The sequence below is a fragment of the [Chlorobium] sp. 445 genome, from assembly GCA_002763895.1.
GTDB lineage: Bacteria > Bacteroidota > Chlorobiia > Chlorobiales > Thermochlorobacteraceae > Thermochlorobacter.
In genome coordinates, this window is record NSLH01000011.1 from 15,208 (window position 1) to 39,128 (window position 23,921).

19 protein-coding genes, 1 tRNA gene and 2 pseudogenes are annotated in these 23,921 nt (G+C 46.8%); 3 read left to right on the top strand and 19 right to left on the bottom strand.

What is annotated here, in order from left to right; translation table 11 throughout:
- Positions 1-42: 42 nt before the first annotated feature.
- The 4 genes from CMR00_06075 to CMR00_06090 form a co-directional block, all read right to left on the bottom strand.
- On the bottom strand, positions 43-2,820 hold the full coding sequence (locus tag CMR00_06075; GenBank protein PIO48168.1) for a hypothetical protein: 2,778 nt from the start codon (positions 2,818-2,820) through the stop codon (positions 43-45).
- Between the two features lie 131 nt (positions 2,821-2,951).
- Complete coding sequence (locus CMR00_06080) at positions 2,952-3,251, bottom strand: hypothetical protein (GenBank protein PIO48169.1); 300 nt, start codon at positions 3,249-3,251, stop codon at positions 2,952-2,954.
- A 27-nt stretch (positions 3,252-3,278) separates the two neighbouring features.
- On the bottom strand, positions 3,279-4,208 hold the full coding sequence (locus CMR00_06085; GenBank protein ID PIO48170.1) for a nucleoside triphosphate pyrophosphohydrolase: 930 nt from the start codon (positions 4,206-4,208) through the stop codon (positions 3,279-3,281).
- 41 nt (positions 4,209-4,249) lie between these two features.
- A complete protein-coding gene (locus CMR00_06090; protein PIO48171.1) occupies positions 4,250-5,890 on the bottom strand; it encodes an NAD(P)H-hydrate dehydratase in 1,641 nt (546 codons plus the stop codon).
- Positions 5,891-6,074: 184 nt separating this feature from the next.
- On the opposite strand from CMR00_06090, the gene CMR00_06095 reads away from it, so the two are divergent.
- Positions 6,075-7,727 (top strand): hypothetical protein, encoded by a 1,653-nt coding sequence (locus CMR00_06095; protein PIO48172.1) that lies wholly within the window; start codon positions 6,075-6,077, stop codon positions 7,725-7,727.
- A 43-nt stretch (positions 7,728-7,770) separates the two neighbouring features.
- On the opposite strand, the gene CMR00_06100 is transcribed toward CMR00_06095, so the two are convergent.
- The 5 genes and pseudogenes from CMR00_06100 to dapB all read right to left on the bottom strand — a co-directional run bounded on the left by CMR00_06100 (position 7,771) and on the right by dapB (position 12,950).
- Positions 7,771-8,592, bottom strand: a complete 822-nt coding sequence (locus CMR00_06100; protein ID PIO48223.1) for a phosphoribosylformylglycinamidine synthase — start codon at positions 8,590-8,592, stop codon at positions 7,771-7,773.
- A 235-nt stretch (positions 8,593-8,827) separates the two neighbouring features.
- A pseudogene (locus CMR00_06105) lies at positions 8,828-9,606 on the bottom strand (ABC transporter ATP-binding protein).
- Between the two features lie 28 nt (positions 9,607-9,634).
- Positions 9,635-10,675 (bottom strand): 3-deoxy-7-phosphoheptulonate synthase, encoded by a 1,041-nt coding sequence (aroF, locus tag CMR00_06110; GenBank protein ID PIO48173.1) that lies wholly within the window; start codon positions 10,673-10,675, stop codon positions 9,635-9,637.
- Between the two features lie 295 nt (positions 10,676-10,970).
- Positions 10,971-12,065: a hypothetical protein gene (locus CMR00_06115; GenBank protein ID PIO48174.1), complete on the bottom strand. Its 1,095-nt coding sequence runs from the start codon at positions 12,063-12,065 to the stop codon at positions 10,971-10,973.
- Between the two features lie 138 nt (positions 12,066-12,203).
- Positions 12,204-12,950, bottom strand: coding sequence for a 4-hydroxy-tetrahydrodipicolinate reductase (gene dapB, locus CMR00_06120; GenBank protein PIO48175.1), 747 nt, complete (start codon positions 12,948-12,950; stop codon positions 12,204-12,206).
- Between the two features lie 90 nt (positions 12,951-13,040).
- On the opposite strand from dapB, the gene CMR00_06125 reads away from it, so the two are divergent.
- A tRNA-Ser gene (locus CMR00_06125) sits at positions 13,041-13,131 on the top strand.
- A 41-nt stretch (positions 13,132-13,172) separates the two neighbouring features.
- On the opposite strand, the pseudogene CMR00_06130 reads toward CMR00_06125, so the two are convergent.
- The 3 genes and pseudogenes from CMR00_06130 to CMR00_06140 form a co-directional block, all read right to left on the bottom strand.
- Positions 13,173-15,309, bottom strand: a pseudogene (locus CMR00_06130) (S9 family peptidase).
- Between the two features lie 12 nt (positions 15,310-15,321).
- Positions 15,322-17,100 (bottom strand): DNA repair protein RecN, encoded by a 1,779-nt coding sequence (gene recN, locus CMR00_06135; protein PIO48176.1) that lies wholly within the window; start codon positions 17,098-17,100, stop codon positions 15,322-15,324.
- 112 nt (positions 17,101-17,212) lie between these two features.
- On the bottom strand, positions 17,213-19,084 hold the full coding sequence (locus CMR00_06140; GenBank protein PIO48177.1) for a hypothetical protein: 1,872 nt from the start codon (positions 19,082-19,084) through the stop codon (positions 17,213-17,215).
- 222 nt (positions 19,085-19,306) lie between these two features.
- Here CMR00_06140 and CMR00_06145 point away from each other — a divergent pair, with 222 nt between their 5' ends.
- A complete protein-coding gene (locus CMR00_06145; protein ID PIO48178.1) occupies positions 19,307-19,957 on the top strand; it encodes a hypothetical protein in 651 nt (216 codons plus the stop codon).
- On the opposite strand, the gene CMR00_06150 is transcribed toward CMR00_06145, so the two are convergent.
- From CMR00_06150 to CMR00_06180, 7 genes are all read right to left on the bottom strand, one after another.
- A complete protein-coding gene (locus CMR00_06150; GenBank protein PIO48179.1) occupies positions 19,954-20,925 on the bottom strand; it encodes a hypothetical protein in 972 nt (323 codons plus the stop codon). The two genes, CMR00_06145 and CMR00_06150, sit on opposite strands and share 4 nt — an antisense overlap.
- Before the next feature lie 85 nt (positions 20,926-21,010).
- On the bottom strand, positions 21,011-21,307 hold the full coding sequence (locus CMR00_06155; GenBank protein ID PIO48180.1) for a hypothetical protein: 297 nt from the start codon (positions 21,305-21,307) through the stop codon (positions 21,011-21,013).
- Positions 21,271-22,092: a hypothetical protein gene (locus tag CMR00_06160; GenBank protein ID PIO48181.1), complete on the bottom strand. Its 822-nt coding sequence runs from the start codon at positions 22,090-22,092 to the stop codon at positions 21,271-21,273. The genes CMR00_06155 and CMR00_06160 overlap by 37 nt, the downstream gene beginning before the upstream one ends.
- A 24-nt stretch (positions 22,093-22,116) precedes the next feature.
- The gene (locus CMR00_06165) at positions 22,117-22,350 is read right to left on the bottom strand and encodes a hypothetical protein (protein ID PIO48182.1); all 234 of its coding nucleotides are present in this window, start codon (positions 22,348-22,350) and stop codon (positions 22,117-22,119) included.
- Positions 22,238-22,849, bottom strand: a complete 612-nt coding sequence (locus CMR00_06170) for a hypothetical protein (protein ID PIO48183.1) — start codon at positions 22,847-22,849, stop codon at positions 22,238-22,240. The genes CMR00_06165 and CMR00_06170 overlap by 113 nt, the downstream gene beginning before the upstream one ends.
- A complete protein-coding gene (locus tag CMR00_06175) occupies positions 22,833-23,564 on the bottom strand; it encodes a hypothetical protein (GenBank protein ID PIO48184.1) in 732 nt (243 codons plus the stop codon). The genes CMR00_06170 and CMR00_06175 overlap by 17 nt, the downstream gene beginning before the upstream one ends.
- A complete protein-coding gene (locus CMR00_06180) occupies positions 23,473-23,913 on the bottom strand; it encodes an ATP-binding protein (GenBank protein ID PIO48185.1) in 441 nt (146 codons plus the stop codon). The genes CMR00_06175 and CMR00_06180 overlap by 92 nt, the downstream gene beginning before the upstream one ends.
- Between the last annotated feature and the right edge of the window lie 8 nt (positions 23,914-23,921).

The window sequence follows — 23,921 nt, forward strand, 5'->3', positions numbered from 1 at the left end:
CTGACCGAGTTTCATGCAGCCATGGATTACGATCGTTGAGTCTCACTTAATCAGCATCATTTTCTTTGACTCACTGAATGAACCTGCACGCAAGCGGTAGAAATACACGCCGCTTGAAAGTGCTGAGGCGTTAAACTGCGCCATGTAACTTCCTGCTGCCAAGCGTTCGCTTACCAGCGTGGCGACTTTTCGTCCAAGCACGTCAAAGACTTCTAAGCGGACATCTTCGCTTTGCGGGATTGTAAAGCGGATTGTTGTCGTTGGGTTGAAAGGATTAGGATAATTTTGTGCAAGCTCAAACTGCTGCGGCAGTCCGCTGCGTGTCTCTTCCACCACGGATGAGATGCCCGACACGGTTGTAATCACTGGACGAATCATCAAGTTTGAGGTGCGTGGTATGCCTGTGAAAGGTGAATTTGGTCCGTCAAAATTTGCCCACTGTCCATTTTGAAAGATTGAAGAGCGATTTGTCGGCGATGATCCGTTGTCGCCTGCAAGGATCAGGGTATCTGTAGAAGTTGGATTTGCCAGCGAAAGCACAAGATGATAATCCGTACCTGCATTGACATCCGCACGTGTGCCCAGCAAATCTAAGTAAGCATTACCGCCGCTGAGTTGTGAAAAACTTTGTGTTACCAAGTTTCCAATGCGTGTGCCAGGCAAGCCTGCATTATCACTGAATACTTCGAGGTTCAGCGGTCCTACGCCTGTTACAGGTGCGCTGCCTCCTGCTGGCGTCAGTCGAATAAATGCACCCGTTACGCGCCCTGATACAGTAGGCGTAAAGCGCACGGCAAAACGGCGTGTGTTGCGCAAGCCAAAGGCTACTCCGACCACGTTTTGATCGTAGGTTAGCACTGTTTGCCGCGTTGTAGCATTGCTTTGCACTGTGCGAGCAACGGCTTCAAGCGCATCTAATTTGCCTGCGCCCCATGTGTTGTTCGGCACAGCGCCGGTGAAAGCATCTGCATTTGCAGTTTGTTGAATCGTGGTGCGTATTTGCTCCCAAGTTAGTGTCGGATTGATCGCTAACATTAAAGCCGCAACGCCTGCTACCTGCGGCGCTGCCATACTGGTTCCGTTGAGTACTTGATGCTGCCCACCAACCGCAATGCTTGAAGCTGCAGGTGGAGTGGTTATTGTTCTCGAAAGTGCAGAAATAATCATTTGCCCCGGTGCAGCAATCTCAGGCTTGACTCGCCCATCACGTGTAGGTCCAAGACTGCTAAATGTAGAGATGTCTCCTGTACGATCTGCTGCGATCAAGCCGAATGTAGAACCATTTGATGCCTGCCAGAACCAGCGTGTTACATAACTGCCTGCGCTAATGGCTCGGCGTGCGCTGTTTAGCCCTCCTCCAATTGTTTGCTGATTATCTGCTCCAATAACGCGCACTGTATAAGCACTGCTCAGCGTATTGCGATACCCATCAAAGACAACAGGCAAACTGGGATTGGATAGCGTCAGTCGCCATGTGCCCGATGCTGGTGGTCTTGTAGTATCGCCATCGACCACACCGAAAAAGACACGTCGATGATTATTGCCCGCAGCGATGGTATTAGAAAACGATATGGTGCCTTTCGTATTATCTGCTACCGTGCTGCTTTGTCCATCTGATGCTGTAAACATCGCACTTCCATCTGGCGCGATAAGCGTAGCTGTAACGGTAGCATTGTTATTGAACCACACTTCAAACTGAAAGCCATCATTTGAGGTACCTGCGGTGAAAGAAGCTGTGGTGCGTTGCACTTGAAACTCGATTGTTGCAGAGCCACCTGTGGCAATTGTCCCTGCAATGTGCAGTGAATCTGCGCCGCTATTACCTGCGGCTGGCACGCAGACTCGTCCCGGCGTGTTACTAAATGCATCAATTGCGGCCGATCCTGCATCTGTGCCATCATGCGGTCCAAGAGTTGAGCCAAAGCTCATGTTTACGACAATTGGTTTGCCGGCTGCATTTGCGCGGTTTTGTGCATACTGCAAGCCATCAATCCATGTGCCACGAATTTCCCGACCCACACCTGCACGCACGATGATAATATCTGCTTCTGGAGCAATCCCTGTAAAACGTCGATTGGCAAGGTTGCCTGTTGTGGCTGCAAAAGCTAGACCATTGCCCACCGCTATACCTGCCACATGTGTGCCGTGTCCATTTTCATCTCGTGTGCGCAATGGTGTTCCACCAGCCAGCGCAGCATTGATTTGTGCTTGCGTGTACTCTACGCCATAGTTAAAGCCTTGTGGCGGCGCTTCACCGGCTTGTGCCGTGAGCGTCTGGTCCCAAATTGCTAAGATGCGTGTGCGCGTAGTATCGCTCGGGTCACGAAAATCCAAATGTTGCCAGTCAATGCCCGAGTCAATAATCATCACAATGGCGCCGCGCCCTGTGTAACGCTGTCCTGCTAAGAATCCCGCATGCAACAGATTTGCACCAGTTTCGGGCAGACTTACATCATCGGTGATTTCGCTTGTTGGCACCCTGTCAATGTAGTCTGTCTCTGGCGCTTGCACGAGCTGTTCCAAATCGCAAGGTGTGAGCATTGCAGTAACGAATTTGCCGAAGTCAGAATTGATGTGGATGCCGCGGGCGCGCAGTGCCGCTGCATTTTTTGTCCAGATTACAGCATGCACACGTCCATCGTGCAAAGTAACATCGCGTGCAAGCGTAGCTGCTACTTCAGGGAATTTATCGTCTCGAGCACCAGTTGCACGCGCTTGACGCAGCAGGTCCTGGAAGGCCGGGTGCAATTTCGCACGCTCTAATTCTGAGAGTGTTACAGCGCGCTTTTGTGCAAAGAGTGGTAAGGCAAAAAAACACAAAGCAGCAAAAAAGAGATCGCTTGCAAGCGTTTCATCTTGTTTTGTCGTTTTGCATTATTGATTTTGTTGATATAGTTCTGCTTTCTGCGGAGCTTCTATGGCTTTCACACTTGGTAGTTTGGCAATTTTCTTCATCTCTTCAATTGTGCAGCGCGCCGTGATAATTTCGCCAAGCGCACTATTGACTGCAATACCAAGTTTGCGAATGTCGTCGGCTGAAGAGCCACGCACGATGATGCCGTAAATTTTTTTCCTTCTTTATTTGTCGATACATCATAATCCGACTCCACAATATCAGCTTGACCTGAAATAAGCGGCAAAAGACGTGGGTCAAATTTTGCCTTCTCAGCATCTGTCAGTTCAAGTGAACTCTGGCAGGCAGCCAATATCATCAGCAGCAACAGCGTAGTTTGCAAGACATGTTTTTGCATCGCTTATGTGAGTTGATTTGAATCGTTCTATTGTACTGGAGTGATCACGTGCTTGCTTTTGGATTCCTTTGCTTTCGCTGCATTCCAGAACGCATCGAGTTCTGCCAGAGAAAATTCGCTCCACGTTTTTCCGCTTTGTAAGACTTGCTCTTCCACGAAGCGAAAGCGCTCAATAAACTTTTGTGTGGTTTTGCGCAGTGCATCTTCTGGATTGACCTTAATAAATCGGCAGTAATTGACAAGTGAGAACAAAATATCGCCAAGTTCTTCTTCTCTTTCTTCGGCACTAGTAGCCGCATGCAACTCCAAAATTTCTTCTTGAATTTTCTTGAGTACCTCGTTGCTATGCTGCCAATCGAAACCTACGCCTGCAGCTTTCTCTTGCACACGATACGCACGCAAGAGCTCTGGCATTGACTTCGGGACGCCCTCGAGTACAGATTTTCGCCCTTCTTTCATCTTGAGTTTTTCCCAGTTGCGAGTTACTTCATTTGCGGTTTCTGCATGCTCTGAACCAAAGACATGCGGATGTCGGAAAATGAGTTTTTCAGCAATCGCATCCAAAACGCCTGCCATGTCAAATGCCTCTCGCTCTTTTGCTAAAACTGCTTGAAAGCAAATATGCAGCAGCAAGTCGCCCAGTTCTTTTTTAAGCTCATGCTCATCTTTTGTATCCACAGCATGAATCATTTCATAGACCTCTTCAAGCGTCAGGTGCACCAGTGAATCTGGCGTTTGTGCCCTATCCCATGGACATTGCGCTCGAAGCAATTCAACAATTTCGTAAAGGCGCTCAAACTTCTTGCCCAGCGCATCTGGTTGAATGCTTTGTAGATGTTGCTTTACACTTGTCGTGTTGTGTGTTTGGGTTTTGCTTGAGTTGCGCCTGACACGTTTTGCTGCCCTTGGCTTGCTTGTTGTCTTTGCGCTTGAACGGCTGTCTTTCTTTTTTGGCATCGGCTCTAAGAATCTGTTTAATCAGTTTTGACTTGACGAGATTAAAGCGCACGCAAAACATCGGTTGCTGAAACCATTCCGACTTCCTCTTCCGCTGTTCTACCTGCTTGACCATGCAAGTATGCGGCAATTGCTGCAGCTACATCGATTGAAAGTCCTTGCGCTGCCAATGAGACAATCATACCAGCGAGCACATCGCCGGTGCCTGCTGTTGCAAGTGCTGCTGTGCCTGTGTCATTCAAATACAGTTTGCCATTAGCGGCAATCAGTGTGGGCGCGCCTTTGAGCAATAGTCCGATTGCGTAACGCTTCACAAACTCGCGCACGAAGTAGAGCCGATCTGCATCAACCTCTTCGGCATCAATACCTGTGAGGCGTTCAAATTCACCGAGATGTGGCGTAAGCAGTGCCTGAGAGAGTTTCAATTGCTCCAATAAGCCAAGTTCTGCGATTGTGTAAAGGGCATCGGCATCAATGACGAGCTTTTTGTCTTGGAAGTCAGGCGCCGTGAGCAATCGTGCAATAAAGGCTTGTCGCTCAGGCGTTCTGCCTAGTCCGCATCCGATGAGAATGGCATCTGCCCAGCGTGCCCGTTCATAGATTTGTTTTTCATCTTGTCCAATGAGCACGGCTTCAGGAATAGCAAGATGCACAGTGTTGAATGCTGAAGGCGGCACCGATGCGCAGACATAGCCGGCACCCATTTTTACTGCGGCACGAATTGCCATCAAGGCTGCACCCATCATGGAACTTTGCTCTGTCTGTGAGCCGACGATTGCCAAAACCTTGCCGTTTTCGTGCTTTGCGCTGTTAGGCAGGCGTAAAGGCAAATGCGCACCGACAAATTCTTCATCAATCAAATTGCAGTGCTCATCTTTGGTCAGAAATTCAGGAATGGAGATATCTGCCACTACCACTTCCCCAGCACACTCTCGCCCTTTGCCAAAGAAAAATCCTGTTTTCAAAAAGCCCAGTGCAATGGTTAAATCAGCTTCAACTGCAACTTCATCCACTTCGCCGCTCGTCCCATCGACCCCTGTTGGGATATCGATGGCAATAACTGTTGCGCCTTCACTTGCACCTTTTTCATTGATGAGTAAAATTGCGTCTTTGATTAGAGGACTAAGTGCAGGTCGCAATTCTTGTTGCAATTCCACAGGCAGTGGCGTCGGCTCAGCAAGTGCCTCTTCGGAGATTTTCGGTAGAAAAGGATTGTTTTCTTCGCGCCGTTTTATACCGCGCGGGTGATCGGTACGCTTATAGCCTGTACCTAAAATGGCGTCAATGACAAAATCATATTTGGTTTCAATCACAAATGCTGGAATCATCTCATCTGCCTCAACGGCACGCAATCTATCAGTGTAGCTCATGTATTGCGAGAGAATTTTCAGTGTCGCTGCACCATCTTGTTTGAGCAGAGAGGTTGGACAGAGATAGACCAAATCAACCTTTGCCCCTGCATTGACCAGATGACGCGAGAGCACAATCCCATCGCCGCCGTTGTTGCCTTTACCACAGAGCACTAGAAACGATTTTCCTGCAAGATTGCCATACTTTTGCAAAAGAATGTTGCACGACTCCTTTCCTGCAAGTTCCATTAGCTGTTTTTCGGTGATGCGCAGCTTGACGACAGCATCATAATCTACTTCGCGCATCTCTTGCGCCGTTAGCACTTTTCGCATAGTCTTTTGCCGTATTAAAGTTGATTAAGAATACAAGATAGTGCATCGCAGACAATCTCGTGTTGTGCAAAGCTGAGCACAGCTCACCTTTCAGTTTTTTGTAAGGAACGAAACCGCTGGCTTATGCATTTTTTGTAGATGCAAGTCACATGTTTTTTACTTTAACTGTACCACAATACTTTGTATGGCATCCAAGCGTCCGCTTACTTTCCTTGCTGCACTACTTACACTTCACTTTTTTATCCCTGCATCACCCAGCCTTGCTGCGCGTCATGCCGATTCACTTGCTGGCGCAGCACCTGACTCTATCCTAGCCTACGGCGTTTTACTTTCACAAAAAGCCGTCGGGGCTGAAGCACGCGCCAGTGCGCTTTACCAGCTTGCGCTGTCTTACTTCAACATGAATGACCGTAATCGCGCACAAACACTCTGGCATGAGGCGCTAGGTGAAGTCAATCGCTTAGTGCAACCCGAGACACGCTCACTTTATCTTCTACAACTTGTGAATTTAGGAATTACGCTTGGACTTGAAGATAGCGCTTACGCCATTGCTTCTCAGATACCTTCTCCCAGAGAGAAAACACTTGGGCTCTTTGCGCTTACACAATCTTTTCTTGCAAAAGATAAAGCACGTTTCGAGAAATTAGCTGACGAGACTTGGACTGCCGCCGAAGAACTTTCTCAAGTTCCCTCAGCCGTTGCAATACTCTCACGCCTGTCACTTCTTTACCTCAAAAGTGGCGCTACAAAGTCTGGTCAAGAAGCTCTCAATCAGGCTTTAGGGATTCAGTTGTTGCCCAGTGTTGAAACTGTAGAGCTTTTTGGCAAGCTCGCTGTAGAGTTTTTCCAAGCTGGTCAAGCTCAGTATGGTGATAAACTTTTGAAAACTGCGCAGTCTTCTCTTTCCAAGATAAAAAATGACAGAGAGAGCGTTTCGTCAGCGCGCTTTGCCTTATCGCTTTTGCTGATTGATGCTGGTGAGTTAGAGCGCGCCCGTCCTATCGTTGCAGCTATCACGAATGTCATGGATCGGCTTTCTGCAATGCAAAAACTTGGCTTCGGCTTTGCTCAGCGCAATCAACCTGCGCAAGCAGTACAACTTGCCCAACAGATGCGTCAGATTAGTCAATCGATTCGCAATACTTCCGACCGTGCTACCGTTTTAGGTTTGATTGCAACACTCTTGGCAGAAGCTCAATCTCAAGCAGATGCCGCAGCAGATGAAGCGCTGGCAGCCATCAATGCCATTCCTGTGGCTTTCGACCGCTCTATACTGCTCGGCGAACTTGCTGCCAACTTTGCAGAAGTGCGCCTCTTCGACAAGGCTGAACTTGCTCTGAGTCAGGTGAGCATCCCACAACATCGTGCCACGTCGGCGTATCGTGTCGGTAGAAGATTTGCTCTTGCCAATAGGCCTGACAAAGCCAAGCCACTTTTTGCCGAAGCTCTTGCGCTGCGCGATAAATTTACCAATGCAGAGTTTAAAGCCCGAGCACTTATGCACATAACCGCAGAGAGTTTCAAATTTCAGTTTGACCTTGCTGATTCAGCCTTTAGCGCTGCGCTCACAGCTATTGCTGATGTGTCAGCGCCTACCCAACGTGCTGAACTCCTACGCGCTTTTGCAACTGACCTTGCCAGCCTTGGCAAACTTCAACATGCGATGCTTGTTATCCAAAAATGGAGAACCCTGCTCAAATGGCAATCTCACTTTCCGACCTTGTGCGCATTGGCTACGAGAAAAAAATACCCTTTCCCAATGAGACCATTGCCACACTTAAATCCATTGTGGAATCTAGTCCGTAGCAGCGCCTGCAGCATTCGCCTCTCTGTTTAGCTTTGGTATCACCACTCTATCGCAGCGGCATTGCGTAAATGGTCTAATGTGGGGGTTCATAGATAAGTCGGAAAAAGATGCCGAAGCGGTCAGCATCACGCCGCAGTGGCACACTAACCACGATACCGATGAGCACATTGTCTGCAATGCCCAAGCGCATTTGCGGACGCAGTGTGATGCTGGCTTCCCTGTCTGAAAAGTACTTGTTGATTTCTACTCCGATGAAATTGCGCGTGCCACGAATCATATAGTGAATGTTGGTGTGCCATTCGTATTCGAAAAAGAGTGAGGCTGTCTTGAAAAAGGTATGCTCAATTCTTAGGCCTGTATAAATCATCGTGTGAAAATTGTATCCCCATCGCTTTGCTACAATGAAAAAGGGATTATAGAGATTGCCCTTGAAAAACGGGGCTTGGCGTAGCACATTCAAATCGCTTAGTTCAAGCTCATTGACGTAACCGAGTGCCATGGAGGTTGCAATGTCTTCAGAGACAAAGAAACTCCACTGCACTGCCGCTTTGAGCGACTCTATTCGGTTTGATGGCACAAAGCTCTCACTGCGTGCCGAGTATACTGTAATAGGCACTTCAAACTCCACGCCTAAACGATGAATCGGCGCAAACTCATATTCAATGAGCATGTTGTAACGATCATAGTCCAATTGGTCGGTTAGCCCAAAGCCGAAGTTCCACTCCGCCTCACCTTTGCGCGCCCCTAAATCACGAATCAAATCAATAAACAACGGCTCGGCATGAAGCACTTTATCTGGTCCCTCAATTTTGTCCTCGACCTCATAGATATACAGTGTATCTTTAATTGTTTTTTTATCAAGAGGTCTTTTCTTATCCAAAGTATCTGAAGTCATCTTAAACGCTGCCTCTGCAGAAAGTGGGAGCAAAAGGTAAAAAAGAAAAAGACTAAACCGCATGAATTTTACTCGGTACAATTCCACCTCCTGTTAACGATCGTTTTTTGAAGTGATGCGCGTTTTGCTTACCCTTTCTTCTTGACCTGTTTTTCTTGATAGTTTTTCATACTTGCTTGAACTCCATGCTTTTTGTGCTGCTCTCACAAGATGCATGCGCTCAGACCTTCTTCTACTACGCTTGTTTCTTACCGAGTTGCTCTATTTCTTGTTCAATCTCTACATCATGGTAGGAGTTACGATCGACAAAGTTGCGAATGATGGGATCTTTGGTTTCAGCAAGTTTCTCTGGTGTGCCAAAAAGTATATTTTTCCCTCATGCATCATCGCCACGCGATCGGCTACTTTGTAGACACTTTGCATGTCGTGCGTTACAACAACTGATGTTACGCGCAGCGTTTTTGCTAAGTTTTGAATCAGAGTGTCAATCGAGTCGGACATAATCGGATCAAGGCCTGTTGTTGGCTCATCGTAGAAAATGTATTCAGGGTTAGTTGCCAGTGCGCGTGCTAATCCTACTCGCTTGCGCATACCGCCTGAGAGTTCTGAGGGCTTTAGATGTTCAATGTTTGGTAGCCCGACCATTTCTAATTTTTCGGCTACAATTCTGCGAATCTCTTTTTCTGAGAGTGTCGTGTTTTCTCTGAGTGCGATACCGACATTTTCACCGACGGTCATAGAATCAAAGAGTGCGGCGCCTTGAAAAAGAAACCCAAAGCGCAGTCGCAATTTGTAGAGTTCAGCTTTGCTCAGCTGCGAAATGACTTTTCCATCCACGCGCACGGTACCTTCGTCGGGCATGAGCAACCCCACGATATGCTTGAGCAAAACGGATTTGCCACACCCGCTTCTGCCAATAATTACCATGGTCTCGCCCGTCTGAATGTCAAGCGTTACGCCTTGCAATACATGCTTATCACGAAAAGTTTTTCTCAAGTTTTCAATTTGGATCATCAGACCCTTCTAGCAGATGATTGAATTTTTAACTGACTTCTTCTTCTGCAAAAATAGGCAGTTTTCTTTTCACGGCAGTTGCAACAGGCACAAGTTCTTTCAGGAGTTGCTCAAATTTTTTCGGCTTCAGCGACTGCGGTCCATCGGAGAGCGCGCATTCTGGTTTTGGGTGCACTTCAATCATCACGCCATCTGCACCGGCTGCCACGGCTGCTTTTGCCATAGCTGGTACATATTCCCAGAAGCCTGTGCCATGCGATGGATCAGCAATAACAGGCAAATGCGACAGCGCTTTGATGACTGGAATGGCAGAAAGATCAAGCGTATTGCGCGTGTAGGTCTCAAAGGTGCGAATACCGCGCTCGCAGAGAATAATGTTCGGATTACCGTTGGAGTAAATGTATTCGGCTGCCATTAGAAATTCTTCGATTGTCGCAGCCAGTCCACGCTTGAGCAAAATAGGATGCGGATACTTAGCGACCGCTTCCAGCAGGGAGAAATTCTGCATATTGCGTGCCCCAATTTGTAAGATATCGGTATGCTCTGCCACCAACGGTAAGTTCTCTGTGTCTTTCACTTCAGTTACCACCAGCAACCCATACTTTTCTGCCGCATCTTTGAGCAGTTTCAAGCCTTGTGCTTTCAAGCCTTGAAACGCATACGGTGAAGTTCTCGGCTTGAATGCGCCGCCGCGCATGATTTTCACACCCGTTTGCCTCAGCAGCACCGCAACTTCGTTGATTTGTTCTTCACTCTCGACAGAACACGGTCCTGCCATAATCTGCAACTCTTCAGCACCGATTCTGATGCCACCGACTTGCACCACAGTATCTTGCAGTTTGACTTCACGGCTGACAAGCTTAAACGGCTTCGTGATACGCACGGCATCCACCACGCCGCTCAAACTCATAAAAATCTCGCGCTCGATAGGTCCCTTATTGCCTGTAATGCCGATAGCGGTTCGCACATCGCTTGGAATTGGATGCGGCGTGAAGCCTAAGGCACGAATGCGCTCGCAGACCGCATTGATTTGTTCTTGCGTAGCATTGCAACTCATAACAACAAGCATGGGAATGCTCCTTTCTTTGAATGGTTTATGTTGGTATTGGAAAAAGAATCAGAGACAGCGTGATGACTAAAAAGTCAAGCAGATTAGCTACGCCAAGCGCAGCCTTGCCAAGTGGGGCGTCGCCAATATCGAGTGGCGCAGTATGTTGGCTTGTAGGTTATCATAAAGTAATTATAAGCAAAAATGCAGTATCGCGCAAGTTTTCTCTATCTTGTTATCTGCCTGCAATTAGGACTATTGCTTGAATGAACTTGCTCTAGAATGGTGTTAAAATTCCCGCTCTGATTTTCATTGTTTAGGCTTCTCTTAATAGGCGCGAAAACATCAGACAACATATGTCGTTATCGTTGTTAATCTTCAAGATTGGATTTCGTCCCGCGTCTTTTTCAATCTCAATGCCATCGCTGTACGGCGTGAAGGCTAAAATTTGTGCCATGCGTATGGTAAAATTTCGTTTTGACCCCATGAAAATCACACGCTTATCGGTCAGGTAAAGATTTCCGCTATCGATGTAGGTGAGTTCTTCGCTCGTGATGCGCTGCGGTGCAATGGTGCCGACCCTGTAATAAATGCCTTTTGCAATTCTCATGCGCCCGCTAAGACCAGCATAGTTGATTCTTTTCGTGACGGTTCTCAGTTCATACCATTCCGCATGGCTCTTGAGGTAGCACCTCTCATTTTTTTGAAGTTTAATATTAACAAACAGATTAGGCAGTTGAGATAAATCTGCATTTTCAATATACCAATAGAGGCGCAGCCGGTCTAATTGCGCTTTTGTATGGGCATCGAACTTTGGGGCAACGCCTAAATTTTTGCATAGCATTTCAAATTCTGCATCTTCGTCAGGCGAGAGTCGGCCATCCTGAATTACTCGGCTTATAAAATTTGCAAGGATATCATGGCTAAGCTCTGCATAGATTCTCTCTGCAATTCTTTTTGGTAGCAGGAGGTCTTGTTGGAGTTTTTCTAAGAAGGCATGTTCTTGCTCGTCTAATCGATTATCGGTAAGTGCTTGTTTGAGACTTTCTCGATAGATTTCGCTTACGACATTTTCATGCAGAATCTCGATCTCTCTGTCAGAAAGGTTCAGCAGTTTTTTTAAGTGCTGCAGTTCCTCAATGTCTTTTTCAGAAAAAGCTTTATCCTGCAAGCAATGCTCAAGATAGCGTTTGTAGAGCTGCATAATTTCACTCCTGAACTCCTCAACGCGGTTGAGCTTTTTGTATTTAGCGAGACTTTGGCTTAGCTCTTCAAAGCTAATCTCTAAAATTGGTTTTGAGGCAAGCAGATTATTAAGTTCAATGAGCGCATTCTCAGGCGGGTGTTTTCCGAACAACTTTTGAAAAAATGTACGTTCCTCGAGTGGCTTTACCTTGAAGACTTGAGTCATGATTAGCACTGGAAGTTTAGCTGTGTAAATGTATATCCATGTATAAGACCGTGCCGTTACTCGAACAACTGGTCTATAGACTGCTGGTCTATAGACTAATTATGCCGATCTGTGACAATTCGTTCAGTTAGAAGTGTCTTACAGGCGTTCGAGTTTCAATTTTTCAGCAAGGAAATCCTCGAAGGAAAAGAAGCCTTGTCTGCCTTGTAGCCATTCGGCGGCTTGCAGTGCGCCTTCAGCGAAGCCTCTACGACTTTTTGCAGTGTGTGTGAGAACCAGTTCATCAGCAGGTGAATCAATGTGAAGGGTATGCGTGCCGAACACACTTCCCAGACGCAGCGAAGCAACCAGCAACTGCCCTTTTTGAACTGGAGCGTTATCGGCAAGCGATGTGCGTAGCGTGGTTTTTCTTGGTAAGGCAGAAAGCACATGATCAACTGCTTTGAGTGCCGTGCCGCTTGGGGCATCTTTTTTTCGGATGTGATGAATTTCAGATAAGGCGAGGTCAAACTCTGGGAAGGGCGCAATCAGTGATGCTGCTACTTTGACTAATTGCAAGAACAGATTCACACCCAGCGAGAAGTTTGGGGCATAAAGCAACGCACCGTTGGCGGCTTGCACCTTTTGCTGCACTTCACCCAGCTGATCATACCAGCCCGTTGTGCCAACCACAATCGGCTTTTTGGCTTGCAACAGTATTGGGAGATTTTCCAGAAACGCTGCAGCGGTTGTAAAATCTATACAAGCATCTGCCTCGGCAAGCGCTTCTACATGGGGCGGTTCTTTTGAGCTGAATGTTGCAATTATCTGATGCTGTTGTGTTTCGGCAAGCAGTGCGGCAATAGCTTTGCCCATATTGCCATTGCCGACGAGAACGATTTTCATTGGGGCGTATCCACTTTATGTTGAAAACTATTATCTTTGTAATTCAATATCTTTTTTTAGCTGAAAGTAGAATTTCTCTTCCCAGAGCTTGGAGAGGTCGCATAGTTGGTCTAGTGCGCTCGCCTGGAAAGCGGGTAGGGTGTAAAAGCCCTCGCGGGTTCGAATCCCGCCCTCTCCGCCACTTCTCTGCACCAGTTTGTTTTGTTTTCCATCATTCCAGTCTCACTGTGAGTCTGCGCCAAACTTCGGTGTCAGACCCATGTTGTAGAAAATGAACGCATAAATATCGGCAGCCGCTTCAAGCGCTTTTTTTGGTGCTTACAGCGCCATGTCCTGATTTTGTCTCAATGCGAATCAGCACAGGATTTTTACCCTTGTATTTTTCTTGAAGCGTCGCGGCATACTTAAAACTATGCGCCGGCACAACACGGTCGTCATGATCTGCGGTCGTGATGAGTGTGGCAGGATACTCTACGCCTTCTTTGATGTTGTGCAACGGCGAATAGGCATAGAGGGCTTTGAACTCTTCGGGATTTTCGCTTGAGCCATAGTCAGCAATCCAGTTCCAGCCAATCGTGAATTTGTGGAAGCGCAGCATATCCATCACCCCTACTTCAGGAATAGCCACTTTGAACAATTCTGGACGCTGATTGATGACTGCGCCCACCAATAGCCCGCCATTTGAGCCACCTTGAATTGCTAAGCGCTCTGCCGATGTATAATTTTCTTTGATGAGATATTCAGCGGCTGCGATAAAATCATCAAAGACATTTTGTTTTTTGAGCTTCATGCCTTGTTCGTGCCACTTTTCACCGTATTCGCCGCCGCCACGCACATTCGCTACGGCATAGACACCCCCTTGTTCAAGCCATGCCACACGTAGCGGATTAAAATTCGGATTGAGACTGATATTGAACCCACCATAGCCATAGAGCAATGCAGGATTGGAGCTATCTTGCTTCAGACCTTTTTTGTGCACGATGAACATTGGCACACGCGTACCATCTTTGCTCTGATAAAACACTTGCTTTGTTTCGTAATCGTCTGAATTGAACTTGACTTCAGGCTTTCGGAAGACTTCAGATTTGCGCGTAGCAATGTTGTAGCGATAAATCGTGGGTGGAAAGGTGAAAGATGTAAAGGTGTAGAAGACTTCTTTGTCGCCTTTTTCGCCTTCGAAGCCAGCTACTGTGCCCAGCGTTGGCAGTTCAATTTCATTTTCAAATTTGCCAGTAAGGTCATAGACATAGACACGATGCGCCACGTCTTTCATGTAGGTTGCAAAGAGCTTTCCGCCCGCCGACGTAATGCTTGCCAGAGGCTCTGGCTTTTCAGGCAAAATCGTCTTCCAATTTTTCTCCTCTGGGGCATCTGGATCAACTAAGACAACTTTTCGGTTTGGGGCATTTCTGTTTGTTACAATCAGCAACTTATCCTCAAGGTTATCAATCACAGCAAAGTCGTCATCGAAGTCTGTAACGATAGGGCGAAAGGTTTGGTCACCTTTTTTGTGATCGCGCACATACAGCGCATTGCCATCTTTGCCCTTGCCTCTGTCGGAAATCGAGAGAATTGAGAAGCGCTCATCTTCTGTTGTGCCTACAAAATGGAAGCGCAATGGGTTTGCTTTATCTTCATAGACCAGCTGATCGTTTTCTTGTGTATCGCCGATTTTGTGATAAAAGACTTGATGATTTTCGTTCTTTGCTGAAAGTTTGCGGTTGGTGTCAGTCGGTGCGGGATAGCGACTGTAATAAAATCCATTGCCTTGCCAAGCAATGCCTGAAACCTTTACCCAGCGCAATCTATCGGAGAGTTGTTTTTTTGTAGCAACCTCCATCACATAAATTTCTTGCCAATCCGACCCACCTGATGAGAGTCCATACGCCCAGTACTTTGCATCTTTGGAGACGGCATTGATGCCCAAGCGCACGGTGCCATCTGCCGAGAGTTGATTAGGATCAAAAAACACTTCCGGCTTTCCCTTTAAGCCTTTTTGGATATAAATCACGGCTTGATTTTGCAAGCCATCATTTTTGGAGAAAAAGTAATACTTGCCTTTTCGCGAGGGCGCAGAGTATTTCGGATAGTTGTAGAGTTCTTCGAGCCGCTCGTAGAGTTGTTTGCGAAACGGGATATTTTCCAGATAAGCAAAAGTTACCCTGTTTTGGGCTTCCACCCATGCTTTGGTTTCAGCCGAGTAATCATCCTCGAGCCAGCGATACGGATCAGGGACTTTCACGCCGAAGTAGTCATCGACTTGGTCGACTTTTTTTGTCACAGGATATTGAATGGATTGTGCGTCGGCAAGTGATGCTGTAACAAAGGTCATAGCAAGTAAAAGGATTATGGGTTTCATCTTGATAGTTGATTAGGTGTTGCTTTCTTCAGCCGTGAGTGTTTTTGATTTTGAATGTCTCCCTGCATCTCGTGATTCTGAGAGCGGTTTTGCGGCAGCAATAAGTTCTTGTGCTGATTTGAGTGCCGCTTCGGTTACATGTGAGCCAGAGAGCAGGCGCGCCACTTCGTATTGATGTTCTTCGCTATTCAGGCGTTCTACGCGTGAGACTGTGCGACCGTTTTCTGATTCTTTGTGTACTCGGAAATGCACGTCGGCTAAGGCTGCAATTTGTGGCAAATGTGTAATGGCAATGATTTGATGATAGCACGAGAGTTCTTTCATGCTTAGCCCTACTGTTTGCGCAATTTTGCCGCTGATGCCGGTGTCAATTTCATCAAAGACCAAAATGGGCAAGCGGTCCGACTTTGCCAGTACACTCTTCAGGGCAAGCATCACGCGTGAGACCTCGCCGCCAGAGGCAATTTTGACAAGTGGCTTTGGCTCTTCACCTAAATTGGTTGAGAGTTTGAATTCCACGCGGTCTATACCGCTTGAGAATGCAGTATAGCGATAGCCATCCATGCACACTTCTCCCTCTGCATTTTGTTCGCGCTGCAGCGAGACTTCAAATTTTGCGTGCGCAATGCCTAACTTTTGCAGCTCTTCGACAATCGCGCGACTTAGACGCTTAGAGACTTCCTGACGCTTTTGCGAGAGCCTGAGTGCCACTTCAAGTAGCAATTGATGCTTTTGCTCTACATCTTTTTGGCGCTTTGCAATTTCATCTGCAAAATTTGTTGCCACGCTTAGTTCCTCGCCAATGCTACGCCGATAGTTTAAAACCTCTCGCAGCGATGTGCCGCCACCATATTTCTTTTTGAGCATGACCAGTGCTGCCAGACGCTCGTGCACTTCCTCGAGCCGCTCTGCGTTGAACTCCAAGCGTGAGTTGTAGCTTTGCACAAACTTGTTGATTTCATCCACTAAGGCTTGTGCTGAACGCGCATCAGTTGCAGCATCGGCAAAACTCTTATCTATACGCGAAAGATCTTGCAGCAAATTTCTCGCTTGTACTAAGCGGTTGTGCACGGAGTCATCTGCACTGTAGAGAATCTCGTGCAGGTAGTTTGTTACGGAGAACAGTTTCTCGGCGTTTTCCAAGACATTTTGCTCGGTCAGCAGTTCTTCCTCTTCATTTTCTTCTGGCGCAACGGCATCTATCTCACGAATTTGAAACTCGAGCAAGGCTTTTTTTTCAAGCAAGTTTTTTTCCTGCTGCCGCAGGGCATCTAGATTTTTCTTGCTCTGACGCAGGGCTTCAAGTTGAGCTTGATACTCTTCGAGCAATCCGCCTAAACTGCCATACTCATCCAGCAGGCGCTGATGCGACTCTACGCGCAGGAGTGATTGATGCTCATGCTGACCATGCAAATCAATTGAAAGCTCACTTACAGCTTTAAGCAGCGCAAGTGTCGCTGGAGAATCGTTGATGAAGCAGCGCGATTGCCCTTTTGCAGAAATCTCCCGCCGCACAATCATTTCGTCTCGAAACTCATGTTTATGCTCAAGAAGTAAGTTTCGCAAGCGCTCGTTGTTGGACGCATCAATGACTGCTTCAATAATCGCTTTCTCTGCGCCCTGTCTGACAATGTCAAAATGCGCCCGATCACCTAGCACCAAACTGAGCGCACCAATCAAGATAGATTTGCCGGCACCTGTCTCACCTGTGATAATGTTTAAGCCACTTCCAAACTCAATTGTCAGTTCTTCAATGAGCGCAAAATTTTTGATGTACAGCGTCTTCAGCATAAATGAGTTAATTCGGGCATTGCTTCTCCTAGCGCTTTTGCAAAAATATCAAAATCGTAACAGATGCTCTCACCAATAAAGCCAAGCACATTTAAGTTGTGCCCGCTTCATCTCAAAATTCGTCCCACTTGACTTTTAGCCACGATTCTGCAATTTCTTTCTGGCGCGCATTTGCATTTGCTTTCTTTGAGACATCGTAAGTCAACGATGCAGTAAGCTTGACACTTTTTTCCATCAATTTTCCATCTCGGAAAAAAGAGATTTTGACCGTAGCGTCGGGTTTGACTTTTGCTAATACCGATTGCAGCGTTTTGCCCATGAGTGATTCGCCATCGATTGCCACAATCATATCGCCTTTGTCAAATCCGGCTACTGCCGCTGGCGACTCTGGCACCACCATATCGATCACCTGAAATTTGTCTTCTGTCTTGAGCGTTGCGCCAAAGTAAGGCTGTGTTGGGAACTTTCTGACTTCGAGTCCTGCTATTGCCAGTGTCTCTTCAAACGGCAGTTCTTCGGTGCCATAGACATACTTTTCAAAAAATTCAGCAAATGATGATTTGCCCACGCGCTCGACGAGCTTTTCAAAGTCACTGGCAGAAAACCCTTTAGCTGCTTGTGCAAATTCGGTGTTGAGCAATCGCATCACGTCGTCAAGTGAGGCACGATTATCGGTGCGCCTGCGAATTTCAAGATCGAGCAACATCCCGACCAGTTCGCCTTTGCTATAAAAGTTCACGGTGCTGTTTGCACGTCCTGTACCGTAGCCCGAAAGCCATGCATCGAACGACGACATTGCCAGCGACTGCACCTTGCGTCCATACTGATTTTGCATATTGGTGATGTTCGCAGAAATTTCATTCAGGTAGCGCCGTGGCGACCAGAGTTTGCTGCGCACCAGCGTCAAATCGCCGTAGTAACTTGTGAAGCCCTCAGAGACATAGAGCATCGGTGTATAAGACTCTTTGGTGTAGTCGTAGGGCATAAACTCCTTTGGCTTGATGCGCTTGATATTCCAGACGTGATAAAATTCATGTGAAGTAATGGATAAAAATCGGTCGTAAAATTCAGGTGTGTTGACAGCGTCAATTGGTCCGAGCACGATAGAGGTAGAATTTTTGTGCTCTACGCCATGCCCAAATGGATAGGGCATGATGTGGTAAAGAAACCAGTATTCTTTGAACGGCACGTCGTTCATCATCTCAAATTGTTCGCGCACAATTTTGCTGATATCTGCTGAAAGCTGTTGCTCATTGAAGCGCACGCCGCCCAGTGCATTTGGATTGTGAAAACAGATGTGAATCGTTGCACCACTTACCTGAGTTGAAAATTGTGTGAGTGTGGGACTTGCAATTGTCGGGGCATCAATCAGGTCGTCGTAAGTTTCTGCAGAGAAGAGTTTGGGGTCGCTCGTTCGATTCAGTTGCGTTGCTACTCTCCAGCCTTTTGGATAATCTATGTAGAGACTGACTGGCTTGAAGCGTGTTTCGGCAGTGTACATGAAAAGATTGGAGCCATTGAAATACATTTCATCACGCCCGACATAAGAATTACCCGCATCGAGCTGTGCGCCAGCGTAGTATTTGTAAGAGACACTCACTTCGCTTTGGTTATCGGTCTTCACGCGCCATGTTTGCTTATCGATTTTCATAGCAAACAGTGGCTTATTAGCTGCCTTTGCACTGAACTCCTGCACGTTTGCCGCATAGTTTTGAATCTGATAGCGTCCCGGTCGCCATGCTGGCAAGATGAAATCAAGTTCTGGTTTCTGCTCTGGATTTTGAACCGTGATAGAGATTTGATAGATGTGCAAATTTGGCTCTAGCGATTCAATCTTGTAGGCTGCAGCATATTTCGGCAGTTCTGAATCTGAAGCACGATAAGAGGATTTCTTATGCGGTTTTGCTTTCGCCACTGTGGGCATAGTCAGAAGTGTTAAAGTTAGAGTTGAAAGAAAAATCCAACGCATGTTTTGATCTGCCAATTGTTAAATGTCAATTGTTAAAAGAAATTTTGAAGATAGAAGTTTGCTTGCCAAAAGAAAAGTGTCTGGCGATGCAAGACCTTACACCTCGTTTTCTCTCTTTGACTTCTTTTTTCAAAGTGCGCAAGGCGTGCGTATATTGCACAAGTTTTTTTGAAGAACGCATTGCCTGATGGCACAGCGTTTCTCAGATGAACATTTCAGAAAGGCAAGTAGTTAAATATGCCGATAAAGTCAAAAGTTTTCTTTGGCGTCGACCTTGCAGGTCGTATCGATGAACCTACCGGCATTGCCGCTATCTCCGACAAGCGCGAGCTCCTGCTTGTCAATACCGTCAAACCCGATATTGCCATCAGCAACTACATTGAATATCATCGTCCGATTCTCATTGGGATTGATGCGCCGCTCTCACTTCCGAGCGGTCGGTATGGCACTTATGCAAGCCGCAAATGCGATAGAGATCTTTCCACCTTGGGTATTCCCACTTTTGCAACATCTATGCTTGCGCAGCTGACCTTTCGCGCTATTTCTTTGCGTAAGCATCTTGAACCGAAGTACGATACTATTGAGATTTATCCTCAAGCCACCAAAGTCCGCTTAGGCATCGCGTCCAACAGCAAAAAGAATGGTATGGATTCACGTGAGTTTTTGCAGACCAAACTCTCGCGTTTTGTCAAAAACGTGCCTCGCGCTTCCAAAGTGCTGCTCAGTGATGATGAACTTGATGCTATTCTTGCTGCCTACACGGCATACTTGCACTACCACAAACTCACAGAAGGCATTGGTGATAGCCAAGAGGGGCTGATATACATTCCTATCATAGATGCCCAAAAGCACCTCTCTTCCCTTGATGCTTCATCGAAGTGCAATTAGCGCAAGATAAAGCCAAACTGTAAGATATTTGATGAAATGCTTGTGCGTCCAAAAGCTCGATTGTTGTAGTCGAAGTATGCACTGAAGGTAGGAGTGAAAAAGAGCTCAAATCCAATAGCAAGTTGCAAGTAAGATTCATCACCGACGAGGCGGATAGGGCGATTGCGCTGGAAGTTTTCTATGATGCCTACTGGACTTTGAAATTCTCCTAAGGTCACGATGCCATTGAGCGATGTGCGCAGCATCAACTCTTTTGCGGCAGCAATGCCAAACTCCACGCGAAATGGAACTTGATTGCCAAACTCACCGCCACGCCAGCGAAACCCTGAATCGAGAATCAAATAGCTTGGAATTCCTGAAATTTTGTGTTGCGATTCAGCTAACAGGCGCAGTTCGTAATCCAAGTAACCTGTGCCTGTTGGGACACGCAAGGTTACATCGCCAGTTGGAAATTTAATACCAAGTTGCACTGCTACACCGATGCCTTCGTTTTGAACAATAGGGCGAATTAGCGCATAGCGCGCTGCAAGCCAAGAATCATCGAACCCACTAACTTCCACGCGAAATAGTCGCTCGCTTGGTTGCAGCCTTGGATCGAGATTGTCAATATAAGTAAAGAGAATAAAGCGATACCCCATTCGTGCCACCAGTGTCAAGCGCTCCGCTAACCCGTATTCGTAGTGAAGTGTGAGCAATCGTTCAGAGAATCGACCATCACTGAGGCGCTCGCCAGAAAAGAGTGGGCGGCGAAATCCATCTTCAGCAAATTCTTCGCTGCCATCAAGAAATACAGACTCAAACTGAAAATAGGAGCGTCCCAAAGGTTGATTTTGAACCATGGCTGCCATGCGCGGTTGCGCTGGTGTGCACAGCGGCACCAGCAGCATCAGCCAAAGCCACAGTGCAGAGTATTTCATGAAGAGGGCATTAGCATCATTAAGCCGCTTACAAGCGCACTTTGCTGGCATATTCTTGCTTTTGCACACACGGGTTCTTTACTGACCTAGCTTTGTTCGAAATACAAACTTTTCCAGTGATGCGGTTCAGCGCGTTTTACATAGGCTGCGACTCTGCAGGTGGCGTAAATCCAAGTTCTTGAGCGCGTTGCGCATTATGCACAAGTTTGCGCACTTTAACTGGACGCAAGCCTACAGCTACCAAATCACCAGTATCGAAGTATTCAGCTGCGGCTTCACCGGCTTGATAGCCCCACATGTAGAAATCAGCACCATATGCAATGGTCGCGCCACGCTTGACTAAACCAATTTCAGATGTTACAATCGGCACTTTCTTTTCAAGCGTTTCTTTCAAAATCACTTCGAAACTGGCAAAGACAAGATTATCAGGCAAGGCAAAAACACATCGGGCTTTTTGCTCAGAATGGCTTGCACGGCTTGCTGTGTTTCAGCTGTTGATGTAATGGAGCGAGCTTCGAGTTTAAGATTATTTTGCTTGCACTTCTTGCGCAGTTCTTTCATCGCATTGGTAGAATTTGGCTCTGCGCTGTTGAAAATCACACCAATAGTTTTTGCATTTGGGAAAGCGCGCCGAATGAGTGCAATACTTGAATCAATGTAAGCCAAGGTTTCATAGACACCGACAAGGTTTGCAGGTGCTTTGACATTTTCTCCTTGCTTAATTGTTAAATCGTTGATTGTGGGCGCAGGACCCACCATCATGAAAATCGGTATATCTTTTGTTTTCTTCAGGGCGGTCATCATTGGCAACGTAGCATTTGCAGCAATGCAGGTTACCTTATCGGCAATGAATTTATCAATGATTTGGTTGAGCGTCGGAATATCGTTTTGTGCATTTTGGTAAATGATTTGCGCTGTACCCGCTGTGTCAGAGTAGCCTCTTTTGGCAAGTGCATCAATGAATCCTCGGCGCGCTTCATCGAGTGTTTCATCATCGACAGGCTGCACAAAGCCGATTACCACAGGCTTTTTGGCAGGTTTTTCAATTGAACTTTCGGGTTTCTTAGGTTCTTCTGGTTTTGAGGTACAGCCTACTGCATAGATGATTATGCCAAACGTCATAAGCAGCACCATGCGCCTGAATGCGTGGCTGCAGTGATTGTGCATCATTGTTGGTGTGTTTTTTGGTTGTCTTGGTTGTTTTGCAAAAGTCGTCATACTCTCAAACTGCACTGCGACACTTTATTTGAGTTCAATTTCTTCGTCCTTCAGCATGAGTTTTTTGGTCAAATCTGTGCTCAAAACGCCTTGCAGCGTTGCCCACATCGATGGATTACGATTTAGCAGTTTTCTTAGTTGTTCCTTAGACCACGCTAAACAACGCGTCTCTTTTGTCGCTCTGACCGTTGCCGTCGGTAAATTGCCCGTCAGAAAACTCATTTCGCCAACAAAAGCCCCATCCTTTAGCGTCGCAATTTTTTTTGTCCTTGAGCGTGACTTCTACTTCTCCATTGTAGATTAGCATCATGTGCGGTGCAGGTTGCTGCTCGACAATCAACACCTCACCCGGCGTGCACGTCTTCCACTCTCCGATACGCAGCAGTTTCATGAACTCTACTGGTGAAAACGTGCCAAAGAGCGTGTTGTAGAGTTCTTTTTCTTCTTCGCTGAAACTGACGCTTCGGCGCTCTTTGACAATTACAACAATCCAAGTTACATTGACGCCGATAAACACCACATTCCAAATGATGTTAATCCAGAGTGGCTCAGAGAGCGCAGCGTAACTATACACGATACTTGCTAGCGATGACACAATTGAGATTGAGCGTAGCCAGAAAATGTCGCGTACCAGGTATGACAGGGCAATGAGCGCAAAAGCTAAATTACCTAACAGCAGTCCTACAAATTCCGGCATAGCACACAGCTCAAGAAATGTTGCGAAGATACGATTTTCAACACTATTCTTTTGTGACATTCTTCGCCGCCACAGGTCGCGGCAACTCAAAGCGATCTTTGACGCCTGAATACCACAACCCACCTAACCGACCAATCGGGTCTAAGACCTCGACATCAATTTTACCATCCTTGAAGACTTTATCGGACAGATGTGCCAGCAGAATTTCTCCCATCACCAGTGTCCCCCCCATGGGTTCTGTGCCGATTTCAATGAGTTTGTAGAGTTTGCACTCAAAGTTGATATAGCTTTCTGCAACACGCTTCGGCTTGACCAACAGCGACGGCTCACGCGTCAATCCTACTTCATCAAACTCGCTCACATCGCGATCATAGTCGTAACTTGTTTGGTTCATAGCTTCCACCAAATGCCGACTGACCACATTGACCACAAACTCGCCTGTTTCTCTAACATTGACGAGTGTATCTTTTGGCACACCTACAGTTTTATTTTCAGCGCGCTCACTTTTAATTGCTGGCGCAAAACACAGTACAGGTGGATTGGCGCTTGCGACTGTAAAAAATGAAAATGGTGCAAGGTTATCAACGCCCTCTTTGCTCACCGTTGATACCCACGCAATCGGACGTGGCAAGACAGAACCGATTAAAATCTTGTAGAAATCTTTTGCAGATACTTCTCGCGGATTAACGATGCTTTTCACCACAGTTGGATTTAGGTTTGAACTTGATGCGGAACCGGACCGTCGTGCCTCTGTCAGAAAATTCGTAGCGCACATCCTCCGCAAGTTGCTTAATCAGAAAGACACCACGACCTGAGGGCTTGAGTAAGTTCTCTTCATCGAGCGGGTTGGGCAATGCGTTGGGGTCAAAACCGCTGCCTTCATCGCGCACTTCCACATAGAGTTCACAGCCAGAGACTTCGCAGCGTAGCCATGCGCGTTTGGAAGTGTCAAGTCTATTGCCGTGCAGCACCGCGTTGTTCGTCGCTTCCGTAATCACTAACATCACATCGTGCAAGCACGAGTCTGAAAAGCCTTGCTCTGCGGCTATTTTCTTGACGAACCGTTCAACTTTGCGAACTTCTTTAATCTCACTTTTCAGCCTAAGTTCGTAAGTTTTGTTCATCAATTTAA